Source organism: Halorubrum distributum JCM 10118, from assembly GCF_000337335.1.
Classification (GTDB): domain Archaea; phylum Halobacteriota; class Halobacteria; order Halobacteriales; family Haloferacaceae; genus Halorubrum; species Halorubrum distributum.
In genome coordinates this window covers 101,897-114,436 of record NZ_AOJN01000048.1, presented here as the reverse complement: position 1 = coordinate 114,436, position 12,540 = coordinate 101,897, and the positions used below count along the sequence as shown (strand labels likewise).

11 protein-coding genes and 1 pseudogene are annotated in these 12,540 nt (G+C 70.0%); 6 read left to right on the top strand and 6 right to left on the bottom strand.

The window, feature by feature from the left end; genetic code table 11:
* The first annotated feature begins 187 nt into the window (after positions 1-187).
* The 3 genes from C466_RS08675 (at position 188) to lrpA1 (ending at position 3,537) form a co-directional block, all read left to right on the top strand.
* Positions 188-2,083: a 2-oxoacid:acceptor oxidoreductase subunit alpha gene (locus C466_RS08675; RefSeq protein WP_004598351.1), complete on the top strand. Its 1,896-nt coding sequence runs from the start codon at positions 188-190 to the stop codon at positions 2,081-2,083.
* Positions 2,084-2,086: 3 nt separating this feature from the next.
* Complete coding sequence (locus C466_RS08670) at positions 2,087-3,025, top strand: thiamine pyrophosphate-dependent enzyme (RefSeq protein WP_004598352.1); 939 nt, start codon at positions 2,087-2,089, stop codon at positions 3,023-3,025.
* 83 nt (positions 3,026-3,108) lie between these two features.
* Positions 3,109-3,537: an HTH-type transcriptional regulator LrpA1 gene (gene lrpA1, locus C466_RS08665; protein ID WP_004598353.1), complete on the top strand. Its 429-nt coding sequence runs from the start codon at positions 3,109-3,111 to the stop codon at positions 3,535-3,537.
* A gap of 41 nt (positions 3,538-3,578) precedes the next feature.
* On the opposite strand, the gene C466_RS08660 is transcribed toward lrpA1, so the two are convergent.
* Both C466_RS08660 and ileS read right to left on the bottom strand, forming a co-directional pair.
* Positions 3,579-4,052 (bottom strand): GNAT family N-acetyltransferase, encoded by a 474-nt coding sequence (locus tag C466_RS08660; RefSeq protein ID WP_004598354.1) that lies wholly within the window; start codon positions 4,050-4,052, stop codon positions 3,579-3,581.
* 103 nt (positions 4,053-4,155) lie between these two features.
* Positions 4,156-7,308, bottom strand: coding sequence for an isoleucine--tRNA ligase (gene ileS / locus C466_RS08655; RefSeq protein WP_004598355.1), 3,153 nt, complete (start codon positions 7,306-7,308; stop codon positions 4,156-4,158).
* A 135-nt stretch (positions 7,309-7,443) separates the two neighbouring features.
* On the opposite strand from ileS, the gene C466_RS08650 reads away from it, so the two are divergent.
* Positions 7,444-7,797, top strand: coding sequence for a hypothetical protein (locus C466_RS08650; protein WP_004598356.1), 354 nt, complete (start codon positions 7,444-7,446; stop codon positions 7,795-7,797).
* Positions 7,798-7,810: 13 nt separating this feature from the next.
* On the opposite strand, the gene C466_RS08645 is transcribed toward C466_RS08650, so the two are convergent.
* Positions 7,811-8,944, bottom strand: coding sequence for a pyridoxal phosphate-dependent aminotransferase (locus C466_RS08645; RefSeq protein WP_004598357.1), 1,134 nt, complete (start codon positions 8,942-8,944; stop codon positions 7,811-7,813).
* Positions 8,945-9,076: 132 nt separating this feature from the next.
* Here C466_RS08645 and C466_RS16570 point away from each other — a divergent pair.
* Together C466_RS16570 and C466_RS08630 are read left to right on the top strand one after the other, a co-directional pair.
* Positions 9,077-9,565: pseudogene (locus tag C466_RS16570) on the top strand (metal-dependent hydrolase).
* Positions 9,566-10,094: 529 nt separating this feature from the next.
* Positions 10,095-11,354: an NAD(P)/FAD-dependent oxidoreductase gene (locus C466_RS08630; RefSeq protein ID WP_004598359.1), complete on the top strand. Its 1,260-nt coding sequence runs from the start codon at positions 10,095-10,097 to the stop codon at positions 11,352-11,354.
* Positions 11,355-11,369: 15 nt separating this feature from the next.
* Here the strand turns inward: C466_RS08630 and C466_RS08625 are convergent, their stop codons facing one another.
* The 3 genes from C466_RS08625 to C466_RS08620 form a co-directional block, all read right to left on the bottom strand.
* The gene (locus C466_RS08625; RefSeq protein ID WP_004598360.1) at positions 11,370-11,786 is read right to left on the bottom strand and encodes an Hsp20/alpha crystallin family protein; all 417 of its coding nucleotides are present in this window, start codon (positions 11,784-11,786) and stop codon (positions 11,370-11,372) included.
* Positions 11,787-11,790: 4 nt separating this feature from the next.
* The gene (locus C466_RS16980) at positions 11,791-11,946 is read right to left on the bottom strand and encodes a DUF7559 family protein (RefSeq protein ID WP_004598361.1); all 156 of its coding nucleotides are present in this window, start codon (positions 11,944-11,946) and stop codon (positions 11,791-11,793) included.
* A 103-nt stretch (positions 11,947-12,049) separates the two neighbouring features.
* Complete coding sequence (locus tag C466_RS08620; RefSeq protein WP_004598362.1) at positions 12,050-12,445, bottom strand: hypothetical protein; 396 nt, start codon at positions 12,443-12,445, stop codon at positions 12,050-12,052.
* Positions 12,446-12,540 lie beyond the last annotated feature (95 nt).

The following is a 12,540-nucleotide window of genomic DNA, read 5'->3' as shown; positions in this document are numbered from 1 at the left end:
AGGACGCGAAAGGGGCGGGAGCGACGAAACCGGAGGCAGGCGTTCGGATGGGTCCGGCGGGCGGGCGAGGACGGCCTGAGCGCTCCTAATAGACCTTCATGATTGTCCCTTGGGATTCCATAGCAAGCCCTAAGAGGGAACCAACACAAGGTCGGGCCACGAGGCCCACTCGGGCTCACATACCACTATGACTGACGACGAACTCATCTGGCGGATATCGGGGGGATCCGGTGACGGGATCGCTTCGACCAGCCAGAACTTCGCGAAGGCCTTGATGCGATCGGGGCTCAACGTCTTCACGCATCGGCACTACCCGTCGCGGATCCGCGGCGGTCACACCTACACCGAGGTCCGCGCGTCGGCGGACCCCGTCGAATCCCGGGGCGACGGCTACAACTTCCTGCTCGCGCTGGGCGACTCGTTCGCCCGCAACCCGCAGGAGGAGGCCGTCTACGGCAACGAGGAGATCAAGCCGCTCTCGGAGAACCTCGACGAGCTCCGCGAGGGCGGGGTCATCGTCTACGACGAGGGGCTACTCGACGCCTCGGATATCCCGAACTTCGACGAGCGCGTCGAGGAGAACGACTGGCACGTGTACCCCCTCGACCTCCGCGGGCTCGCCCGCGACCAGGGGCGTGAGGTCATGCGGAACACCGCCGGCGTCGGCGCGACCTGCGCGCTGACCGGGATGGACCTCGACCACGTCCAGGACCTCATGCGCGACGCGATGCCGGAGAAGATCCTCGAACCGAACCTCGAGATCCTCCAGATCGCGTACGACCAGGTCCGCGAGGAGTACGACGTCGACGCCCCGGACGTGTCGGTACCGACGGGCGAACACGACGAAGAGCAGCTCCTCATGTCCGGCTCGGACGCCATCTCCTACGGCGCCATCGACGAGGGCTGCCGGTTCATCGCCGGCTACCCGATGACGCCGTGGACCGAGGTGTTCACCATTATGACGCAGAACCTGCCGAAGCTCGGCGGGATCTCCGAGCAGGTGGAAGACGAGATCGCGGCGGCCGCGCTCGCGGTCGGCGCCTCGCACGCCGGCGTGAAGGCCATGTCCGGCTCCTCCGGCGGCGGGTTCGCGCTGATGTCGGAGCCGCTCGGGCTCGCGGAGATGACGGAGACGCCCGTCGTCCTCGTCGAGGCCATGCGCGCCGGTCCCTCGACCGGGATGCCGACGAAGCCGGAGCAGTCCGACCTCGAACACGTCCTCTACACCTCGCAGGGTGACTCCCAGCGGGTCGTCCTGGCCCCGGGGACCGTCGAGGAGGCGTACGAGCAGTCGCGGCTCGCCTTCCGGCTGGCCTACGAGTACCAGATCCCGTCGATCCTCCTGTACGACCAGAAGCTCGGCGGCGAGCTGAAGAACGTCCCGAAGAGCCACTTCGACCGCGAGCCGAACCCGACGCTCGGGAAGACGCTCTCGGAGGACGCGCTCGCCGAGGAGCCGCACTCGCCCGACGGGAAGTTCCACCGGTTCCAGCACGACGTCGAGGACGGCGTCTCGCCGCGGTCGATCCCCGGCCAGAAGGGCGGTCGCTTCCTCGCGACCGGCAACGAGCACGACCCCACCGGGCACATCGCCGAGTCGCCCGACAACCGCGTCGCGCAGATCGACCGGCGGACCCAGAAGCTGGAGGCGATCCGCGACGACCTCGACCAGGAGGACACCGGCTCGTACGCCGGCCCCGAGGACGCCGAGTACGGCATCCTCACGTTCGGCAGCCAGCAGGGAACCGTCGAGGAGGCGGTCGGTCGCCTCAACGACGCCGGGATCTCGGTGAAGTCGTACGGCGTCTCCGACATGCTCCCGTTCCCGACCGAGCAGGTCAGGGAGTTCGTCGAGAGCGTCGACGAGGTCCTCGTCGTCGAGATGACGGCGTCCGGACAGTTCCGCGGGCTCGTCCAGAAGAACCTCGGTCAGTACGGTGAGAAGCTGTCGAGCCTGCTGAAGTACAACGGGAACCCGTTCGAGCCGGCGGAGATCGTCGACGGGTTCGAGGCCGCGGTCGTCGAGGGCGACGGCGACGCGTCCGGCCATCAGACCACCTTCGTCCCAGCCGCAGGTGACTAACCCATGAGCACGTTTTCAGCGATCGGCGACGAGCGAGAGATCGACCGCGACGAGTACACCCCCGGCGTGGAGCCGCAGCCGACCTGGTGTCCGGGCTGCGGTGACTTCAGCGTCCTGAAGGCGCTGAAACAGGCGCTGCCGGAGGTCGGGCGCACGCCCGAGGAGACCCTGCTGTGCACCGGAATCGGCTGTTCGGGCAAGCTGAACAGCTACCTCGACACGTACGGGTTCCACACGATCCACGGGCGCTCGCTGCCCGTGGCCCGCGCCGCGAAGCTCGCGAACCCCGACCTCGAAGTGATCGCCGCCGGCGGCGACGGCGACGGCTACGGGATCGGCGGGAACCACTTCATCCACACGGCCCGGGAGAACCACGACATGACGTACATCGTGTTCAACAACGAGATCTTCGGGCTCACGAAGGGGCAGACCTCCCCGACCAGCCCGAAGGGCCACAAGTCGAAGACGCAGCCCTCGGGCAGCGCCAAGGAGCCGATCAAGCCGCTCTCGATGTCGCTGAACGCCGGCGCCTCCTACGTCGCCCGGACGGCCGCGGTCAACCCGAACCAGGCGAAGGAGATCCTCATCGAGGCGATCGAACACGACGGGTTCGCGCACGTCGACTTCCTCACCCAGTGTCCGACCTGGAACAAGGACGCGCGCCAGTACGTCCCGTACATCGACGTCAACGAGTCCGACGACTACGAGTTCGACAAGACGGACCGCGTCGAGGCCGCCGAGATGATGCGCGAGACCGAGGAGTCGCTGTACGAGGGCGAGGTCCTCACCGGCCGCTTCTACGTCGACGAGGAGCGCCCCTCCTACGGGGCCGAGAAGCAGGAAATCGGCGAGATGCCCGAGGAGCCGCTGGCCGAGCGCTACTGGGACGACGACTACGAGTGGGAGCGCTCCCACGACATGTTCCTCGACAAACACGCCTGAGCGGGACCCGCGGCCGTTCACGGCGCCGTGCGTTCGTTTTTTGATTCGCAAGGTATTTTTTCATTGGTGACAAACGGAGTAGTATGAGTACCGTATCGACGGAGGAACGGATCCTCTCCGTGTTAGAAGAGGACGCGCAGGCGTCCTGCGGAGAGATCGCCGAGCGGGCCGACGTCTCGAAGCCGACGGTGCGGAAGTACATCGACCGCCTCGAGGAGCGGGGCGTGATCGTCGGCTACTCCGCGGAGGTCGACCCGAAGAAGCTATCGTCGCAGTCGATCGCCATGGTCGGGATGGACGTCGACTCCGGACAGTACGTGGAGGCAACCCGCGAGCTGAAGTCGCTCGACGAGGTCCAGGCGCTGTACACCTCCTCCGGCGACCACATGCTGATGGCCGAGGTCCGCGCCGGCGACGGCGACGAGCTCGGCGACGTCATCTCCGAGAAGCTGCTCGGCGTCGACGGCGTCACCGCGGCGCACCCCTCCTTCCTCCAGGAGCGCCTGAAGTAAGCCGACGCAAAAACCCCGTTTTCCGACGTCGCGCTCGCGGGTTACGTGAGCGTGTGCGGGTCCGCGACGACGACCGTCTCGTCGCCGGCGGGACCCCGGCGGGTTCCCCGCCGCGTGAACCCGTGCGCGCTGAAGAACTCCTCCGCGCTGGGACGGTCCGGCGGGACCGTCGCGCGGAGCGCCTCGATGTCGCGGTCGGCGAGCGCGTCCCCCACGCGGGAGAGCAGCTCGTCCGCGACGCCCTCTCCCGCGCGGTTCGGGTGGACCCACAGCGCCAGCAGCTCCGCCTCCGTCCCGCCCTGATCGGGGTGTGCGATCGCGATGCCGACGGGGCCCTCCTCGACGTCTTCCATCAGAAACGACCACTCCGCCTCGGCGGCGGCCTCGCGGACGCCGGCGGCGGACACGTCGAGCAGGGGCGCGCCGATGTCGTCGAACACCGTCTCCTCGCGGGCTCGCGAGACCGCCGTTCGCAGGTCCTCCGCGTCGTCGGGCCGAGCCGCCCGGACATCCATGTTCGACCGTGAGTAAAGAACGCACCTATAGGTTTCGGGATGCGAACTGTTGGCACAGTACCGCCGAGAGAAGGAGCCGGGGGAGCGGGGAGCCGCCGAGCCCTTACGCGACCGGCTCGATTCCGATCGTGACGGTCGTCTCCTCGACCGTCCACTCCTCGACGAGGCCGCCCTCGGCGTCGGCGGCGTCGCTCGGGTCGTCCAGCCAGGCGTCGGCGCGCACTTCGCCGGCGATCAGGTCCGCGTGGTCGTCGACGAAGTCAGCCACGCGCTCGTCGTCGACGGCGACGCCGACGCGGATCCGCGCCTCGACGTCCAAGTCGAGTTCCTTGCGCATCTCCTGGATCCGGCGGATCACGTCGCGGGCGTACCCTTCGGACTCGATCTCGGGGGTCAGGGAGGTGTCGACGTAGACGGTGCCGCCCTCGAAGTCCGCGCCGGAGACGTGCTCCGGCGGCTCCGCGACGTACTCGACCATCTCGTCGTCGAGGTCGACGGGCTCGCCGTCGACGGTCACCTCGCCGCCCTCGACCGCCGCGCGGGTCGCACCCTGAACCGCTTCCATCACCTTCTGGGCGTCGCCACCGAAGGCGGGGCCGATGGCGGCCATCTGCGGCTCCGCGGTCTCGACAAGCTCGTCGAACGAGTCGGTGACGACCACCTCGCGGGCGTTGACGCGGTCGGCGGTCAGCGCTTCGAGGCGGTCGACCGCGGCCGCGACCGTCTCGTCGTCGGTCTCGACGACGACGCGCGGCACGGGCCAGCGGAGCTTCCGGCCGGCCTGCTGGCGCGCGTTCGCGGCCGCCTCCTCGACGTCCCGGAAGGCCGCCACGTCGCGTTCGAGGTCGGGGTCGCGCAGATCCGCGTCCGGCTCGGGGTACGACAGCGCGTGGACCGTCGTCGCCTCGCCGTCGAGCCGCTGGTACATCCGCTCGGCGAGGTACGGCGCGATCGGCGCGAGCAGCCGGATCACCTCGTCGAGGACGGTCGCGAGCGTGGCGTACGCGCCGCGCTTCGAGGCGGAGTCGGCCTCCTCCCACATGCGGTCGCGGACCGCCTTCACGTAGAAGCGGGAGACGTCCTGCGTGACGAACTCGATGACAGTGTTGACGGCGTCGCTGACCCGGTAGTCGTCCCAGGCGTCGGCGACCTCCGTCTCCACGGACTGGAGCCGGGAGAGCACCCACTCGTCGACGAGTTCGAGGTCGCCGTCCGAGAGGTCGGCGTCGGCGGGGTCGTAGCCGTCGAGCTCCATGTACTCCAGGGGGAACCGGAACACGTTCCAGAGGATGTTGAGCTTCCCCTGGATCTCGCCGAGGCCGTCCCACTCGAACGCGAGGTCGACCCCCTGCTGGTCGTGTGAGAGGAGGTAGGTGCGGAGCGGGTCGCGGCCGGCGCGGTCGATGGCCTCCTCCGGCGTGACGATGTTCCCGACCGACTTCGACATCTTGCGGCCGTCCTCGTCGTTGGCGAAGCCGTGCATCAGCACCTCCTCGTAGGGGATCTCGCCGACCGCGGCGGTCCCCATCCCGAGCTGGGACCAGAACCAGCCGCGGGTCTGGTCGTGCGCCTCGATGATGAGGTCGGCGGGCCACAGCTCGTCGTGCGCGGCCTCGTCGCTCGGGTAGCCGAGCGTGCCCCACGTCGCGACCGAGGAGTCGAGCCACACGTCGAACACGTCCTCGACCCGGCGGTACGTCGTCCCGTCCTCGACGATCGTGAGGTCGTCGACGGCGGGACGGTGGAGGTCGATCGAGTCGGGGTCGACGTCCTCCTCGACGCGCTCGGCCAGCTCCTCGCGGGTGCCGATAACGATCATCTCCTCGTCGAGGTTCCCGGCCTCGGCGTCCTCCGGCACCCAGATCGGGATCGGGACCCCCCAGTAGCGCTGGCGGGAGACGTTCCAGTCGGGCGCGTCCTCGATGAAGTCGCGGAACCGGTTGTCGCGGGCCCACTGGGGGTGCCACTCCGAGTCCTCCATGTTGTCGAGGAGGTCCTCCTTCACGTCCGTGATCGAGATGAACCACTGGTCGGTGACGAGCTGGATGATCCCGGTGTCACACCGCCAGCAGTGGCCGTAGCTGTGATCGACGGTGCCGTGCGCGAGCATGTGGCCGTCGGCGACGAGGTCGTCGATGATGTCGTCGTTGGCGTCGCGCACGAACTGGCCGGCGTACTCGCCGGCGGCTTCGGTGAACTCGCCGTTCGGCCCGACCGGGCAGAAGATGTCGAGCCCGAGCTCCGTGCCGCGGTGGAAGTCCTCCTCCCCGTGGCCCGGCGCGGAGTGGACCAGTCCGGTGCGGTCCGCCTCCACGTAGTCGGCGGCGTACACCTGCCCGGCGCCCTCGAAGTCGGGGTACTCGGCGACGCGGTCGGCGAGCGGGTGGTCGTACGCCCAGCCGACGAGCTCCTCGCCGGTCAGCTCGGCCTCGACCTCGTAGGACTCGTAGCGACCCTCGCCGAGCACGTCCTCGACGCACTCCGCGGCGACGTAGAGCAGCTCCTCCTCGCCGTCCTTCTCCGCGCGGACCGCGTTGTAGGTGAGCTCCTCGTCGACGGCGACGAAGGTGTTCGCGGGGACCGTCCACGGCGTCGTCGTCCAGATGACGAGGCTCCCCTCGCGGTCCGCGAGCGGGAACTTCACGTAGATGGAGGGGTCCTCGACGTCCTCGTACTCGACCTCGTTGTTGGCGAGCCCGGTCTCGCAGCGCGGGCACTGCGAGATGGACCGCTTCCCCTGCTCGACGAGCCCGTTGTCGGCGACCTCGGAGAACGCCCACCACGCGGCCTCCATGTACTCCGGCGAGATGGTCTCGTACGGGTCCTCCCAGTCCATCCAGACGCCGATGGACTTGAAGTCCTCGTCCATCGCCGCCCGGTTCTCCAGGGCGAACTCCTTGCACTTCTCGATGAACGACTCCATCCCGTACTCCTCGATGTCCCGCTTGTTCTCGAAGCCGAGCTCCTCCTCGACTTTCACCTCGATCGGGAGCCCGTGCATGTCGTAGCCGGGACGGTCGGTGACGCGGTGGCCGGTCATCCGCTTGTACCGGATGACCGCGTCCTTCAGCGTCTTGTTCCACGCCGTCCCGAGGTGCATCTGCCCGGAGGTGTACGGCGGCCCGTCCACGAAGAAGAACGGCGGGTCGTCGGCGTGCGCCTCTTTCGCCGCCTCGTAGGCGTCGTGCTCGTCCCAGTACTCGTCGACCGCGGACTCGACGTCCGCGGGCGCGTACTGGTCGTCGATCTGCTCCATACGCGTTGGTCTGCGCGCGCGTATTTGAATACGGCGGAGTCGTGGGAACGGTTCGAACGGGGCGGACTCGCCGGAACGGTTCAACGGCCGCGGAACGGGACAAGACACTTCCGCCGGGAGCCGGACGCTCCGGGCATGGAGACACCGCGAGTCGTGCGCGAGAACCTCGGGTACGCGCTCCTCGGCGGGCCGGCGCTTGCCGCCGTCGCGTTCGTCGCCGGCGCGGAGTCCCTCGGCGCCGCCGCGGGCGTCGCCGTCGCAGTCGCGACGTACGCGCTCGGGTGGGCGCTCTTGGCGCGGCGGTCCGGGTCGGGGTCGGTGCGGTCGCCGGCGGAGCGGTCACCGCCGGAGCGGTCACCGCCGGAGCGGTCACCGCCGGAGCGGTCACCGCCGGAGCGGTCACCGTCGAACGCGGACGACGAGCGGGACCGCCGCGAGCGGGAGGCCGAGGCGGGGAAGGGCGGCTTCGGCGGGGGCGGCGGCGGGTAGCGGTCGCCGCCGCTCACCGCGGGTCGGCCGGCGTTTCCGGCGCGCCGTCGGCGAAGTAGTCCGCGAGCCGCTCGGCGGCCTCGGTCGCTCGCGGCGTCACCAGCGCGAAGCGGATCCACTCGTCGCGGGCGGTGCCGAACGCCTCGCCCGGCATCCCGGCGACGCCCGCCTCGTCGACCAGCCGCTTGACGTTCGCCATCGTGCCGGGGAACCCCTCGAAGCGCGCGAGGACGTAGAAGGCGCCCTCGGGGCGGCTGTACTCCGCGCCGGCCGCGTCGAGCGCGTCGGTGAACGCGTCGACGCGGTCCGCGAGCAGCTCGCGCGACTGGGCGTAGTAGTCCGGCTCCGTCTCGGCGAGCGCGTGGTACACCGCGTACTGGGAGGGGCGCGCGCCGGTGACGTTCACGAGCATGTGCCGCGTCTTCGCGTCGCCGACGTGCGCCTCGGGGAAGACGCCGTAGCCGACGCGGAGCCCCGTGATCGCCATCGACTTCGAGAAGCCGCTGGTGACGATCACGCGGTCCGAATCGAGGGTGAGGGCGGACTCGAACGAGCCGGCGAGGTCGAACCGGTCGTACACCTCGTCGACGACGACCACGGCGTCAACCGCCTCGGCGAGACCGACGACCTCGCGGACCGCGTCGAGGTCGTAGACGGCGCCCGTGGGGTTGTTCGGCGTGTTGAGGACGATGAGGGCGGTGTCCTCGCTCGCGGCCTCGCGGACCGCGTCGACGTCGAGGCCGCCGTCGCGGGCGGTCGGAACGAGGGTCGGCTCCCCGCCGAGCAAATGCGTCTTCCCGGGGTAGTACGGGTACACCGGGTCCATGAGCAGCGCCTCGTCGCCGGCGCCGCGGTCGAGCGCGCGCGCCATGGCGAGGTAGTTCGCCTCGCCGGTGCCGTTGGTGACGACCACGCGGTCGGGGTCGACGCCGCGGCGTTCGGCGATCGCCTCCCGCAGCTCGCGGAGCCCGTCGCTCGGCGGGTACTGGAAGTCGGCGGGCGGCAGGTCGGCGTACTCGCGGAGCGCCTCCCGGAGCGCGGCGGGCGGCTCCCAGTCGGGGTTGCCGCTCACCATGTCGATGACGTCGCCGTCGGCGGCCGCGGCGTACTGCATCACGTGGAAGAACTTCGGCTCCTCGTACTCCATACGGGCGGGTCGGGCGCGCCCGCCGTGGCTCTTTCGCCCCGCGAGCGGCCGTTCCGAAGGGCGGGGGACGCGCGCCCTACCGCCGTCGCCGCGATCCGGTGGTTTGACCTACCGACACGCACAGCCAGCGGTATGAACAAACGCGGCCACGTCCTCAACGGCCTGCTGCTCGCCCTCGGTCTCGGGTTTATCGTCGAGCCCGGCCTCGACATGGCGACCGCGACGACCGTCGCCGAGATCACCGTCCCGGTCGTGTTGGGGGCTGTCTCTTATACACATCTCTGATGGCGNATGTGTATAAGAGACAGCCCCGTGCTGGCGGTGTTCCTCGCGTACCCGATCGTCTTCGGCAACCTCCAGTACGTGTGGATCGGCGTGTTGACCCACTACCTCCTCGACGTGGTCGGGAGCCGACGCGGTATCGCGCTGTTCCACCCGCTCTCGGACAAGGAGTACGGGCTGCCGAGCGGCGTGACGACGAGCAGCAAGTACGCCGACCTCGTCACCGTGATCATCACCGCGATCGAGCTGGCGGGCTTCTGGGCGATCCACACCTACGTCGTCACCCTCGATCTCGACCTCTCGGCTGCCTCGCAGGCCGTGGCCGGATTCGGTTTATAAATAGACCGTGGATGTGGCGGTCGTCCGGTGATCGCCGGGGTCGACGATAGCGTGGAGGGCCAGGTTGGGTATTTATAAGCAAGCGACCGCGGAGCGGCGGAGTACAGTTTTGGATTTTCAACTGTTCGCTTATAAATGATCAACGCAGGTCGGCAGCAAACACCACCAAAACCCCAGTCGCTCGTTTATAAATGGCTGACTGGAGATCGGCGGCGAACGCCTCCAAAGCCCCAGCCGGGAGGCGGGCGCACGCTCGCTGCGGTCCTCGGTCGCTCGTTTCACTCGCTCCCTGTGGTCCTTACGTCGCCTGCGCCCGCCTCCCGGCTGCCCCTTTGAGTCCCGCCCCGCCCAGGATAGCAACCGCGCCTCACACCTCCCCAGCCTCGTCAGTNCGCTTCGCTCCGGCGACTGACTCCCTCGCGCGTGCTGACTCGCGGCCGCCGATGGCGGCCGCTCGCAGGCACGCGCCACCGCATTGTTTCTATCGCGGTCCCGGTGGCTTTTCGTCGTCGCTCGCGTGTCCCGAGGCATGACCGAGGAAGACGAGTCAGCGCCGTCAATTGCGATCATTGGCGGCGGCGCGGTCGGCGTCACGGCGGCCCACGACCTCGCGGCCCGCGGCGCCGACGTGACGCTGTTCGAACGCGGCGAGTTAGCGGCCGAGAGCTCCGGGCGCGCGGCGGGGGTCCTCTACGACGCCTACGCCGAGGACGTCGACGCCGCGGTCGGCGCCCGCGCGCTGGAGCGGTTCCGCGCGTTCGACCGGACGCTGCCCGGCTTCTCCTTTATGTCCTGTCCGTACGTGATCGCGGTCCGCGAGGGCGACCCCGACGCAGACGCCGTTCCGGCGATGGTCGAGCGCATGCGGGACCACGGCCGCGAGGTATCGCTCGTCGACCCCGACGCGCTCGGCGAGCGCTTCCCCGCCCTCCACGCCGACGACCTCGCCGTCGCCGCGGTCGCGGAGGGCGCGGGGTGGACCGACCCGCCGAGCTACGTCCGCGCGCTCGGCGAGCGGGCTGCTCGGGCGGGCGTCGCGATGGAGACGGACACCGCGGTCGCGCTCGGCCCGCGGAGGGGCTCGGAACGCGAGGTCCGGGTCCGCGACGCCGGAGCGAACGGGGATCCGGCGACCGAAACGCGCGCGTTCGACGCGGTCGTCGTCGCGGCCGGGGCGCACACGCGGTCGCTGCTCGCGGACGCCGGCGTCGCGGTCCCGGTCGTCCCCTACCGCGTCCAAGCGCTCGTCGCCCGGGAGGCCTACGACGGCCCGATGGTCTACGACGCCACCGCGGACGCGTACCTCCGTCCGCATCCGGACGGCCTGCTCGCGGGCGACGGCACGGAGCCGGTCCCCGCCGACCCCGAGGGCTACCGGCGCGGGGCGGACGACTGGTTCCGCGAGGACGTCGCCGCGGTCCTCGACGAGCGCCTTGCCCGCCGCGACTCCGCGGCGCGAGTCGATCCCGACTCCGACGTCTCGCGGGCGTGGGCCGGGCTCTGTACCGCGACGCCAGACGGTGACCCGCTCGTCGGGCCGGCGGACGCGAGCGGGGAGGCCGACCCGACGCTCTTCGTCGCCGCCGGCTGGCAGGGACACGGCTTCATGCGCGCGCCGGCGATCGGCGAGGCGGTCGCCGAGGGCGTGCTCGCATCGCGCTCTGGGATCCCGTTCGACGACCCCGAGTCGCCGTGGATCGGCGCGTTCGACCCGGAGCGGTTCGACGGCGACGAGGAGTTCGAGATCGCGGAGGGGATGTCGCTGTCGACCCGAACGGATGAGGTTTAAAAGGCAGCCGCCGCGTCAGTCGCTTTCTTCGACGACGTCGACGTCGCTCGACCCGCCGCGCTTGGGGATCTCGACGTGGAGCGTGCCGTTGCGCGTGAGCGTCGCGTTCGCGCCCTCGGGGGTCACGTCGGCGTCGTTCGGGAGGTCGACGCTCCCGGACAGCGAGACGCCGCGGCCCGGGAACACGAGGTCGTAGCCGTCGTAGAAGTCGCGGAAGCGTTCGAGGTTCACCTCGACGGTGCGGTCGAGGAAGGTGACGTCGACGTCCTCGCCGCGGACGCCGGGGGCGTCGAAGACGACGAGGTAGGCGTCGTCGCTCTCGAGGAGGTCGTGCGAGAGCGGGCGGCGCTCCTGGACGCGGCCCCAGCCGCGGCCGACGCGTTCGAGGGCGCTTCGGAGCGCGGACCGACCGGTCTCGACGAGTCGGCTCACGGGCTCACACCTCGATTTCGACGAGATCGCTCCCCCCACAGTACGGACACGAGAGGTCCTCGACCGCGTGGTCGTCGGGCACGTCGTACGTGTAGTGGTTCTCGAACATGTCGAGCTCGCAGTCGTCGCTGGCGCACTTGACCTCCATCGTCGATGGCATATATCGACGTATTGTGTCGGCGAGGGCTTAAACGGCGTGGCGGCGGTGACCCGCGGACGCGAAACGGGCCGCGCGGCGATCGGAACGCCGCGCGGCAGCCCGGTCAGAGCCCCGCGTCGCGCATGCGCTCCGGAACGACGGTTCGCTCCGCGAGCAGCACGAGGAGCGTCCCGGACGCCACGCCGGCGGCGAACCCCGGGCCGTACGGGAACAGGCGCGGCGCGAACGCGAGCGAGACGCCGAGCCAGACGATCGCGGCGAGCATCGCGGCCCCCGCGGCGACGTAGGCGAGCGTCTCGTACCGGTCCGGCGGGAGCCGGTCCCGCGCCAGCCACGCGAGCGGGCCGACGAGTAAAGCGGTGACGACCGTCCACCCGGTCGCGGCCCCCCACGGGCGCGGGTCGGCGCCGTAGAACTGCGCCGCGCCGAAGGCGCAGACGAGGGCGACAGCGAGGTACTGTCCGAGCCGCTGCCGGCGAGCGGGCGTATTGGAGGACACGAGTCGCGGTTTCGAGCGCTCCGGGATAAGCGATTGGGCCGGGGAGTTCGGTCGGTCCGCTCCGCCCCCGGCGGACCTTCCGCACGCTTTTCCCC

Bases quoted from the DNA above. Each gene is read 5' to 3' on its own strand.
- C466_RS08675 (WP_004598351.1), top strand. From the start codon at position 188: ATGACTGACGACGAACTCATCTGGCGGATATCGGGGGGATCCGGTGAC.
- ileS (WP_004598355.1), bottom strand. From the start codon at position 7,308: ATGGAGCAGATCGACGACCAGTACGCGCCCGCGGACGTCGAGTCCGCG.
- lrpA1 (WP_004598353.1), top strand. From the start codon at position 3,109: ATGAGTACCGTATCGACGGAGGAACGGATCCTCTCCGTGTTAGAAGAG.
- C466_RS08630 (WP_004598359.1), top strand. From the start codon at position 10,095: ATGACCGAGGAAGACGAGTCAGCGCCGTCAATTGCGATCATTGGCGGC.
- C466_RS08670 (WP_004598352.1), top strand. From the start codon at position 2,087: ATGAGCACGTTTTCAGCGATCGGCGACGAGCGAGAGATCGACCGCGAC.
- C466_RS08650 (WP_004598356.1), top strand. From the start codon at position 7,444: ATGGAGACACCGCGAGTCGTGCGCGAGAACCTCGGGTACGCGCTCCTC.
- C466_RS08660 (WP_004598354.1), bottom strand. From the start codon at position 4,052: ATGGATGTCCGGGCGGCTCGGCCCGACGACGCGGAGGACCTGCGAACG.
- C466_RS08645 (WP_004598357.1), bottom strand. From the start codon at position 8,944: ATGGAGTACGAGGAGCCGAAGTTCTTCCACGTGATGCAGTACGCCGCG.
- C466_RS16980 (WP_004598361.1), bottom strand. From the start codon at position 11,946: ATGCCATCGACGATGGAGGTCAAGTGCGCCAGCGACGACTGCGAGCTC.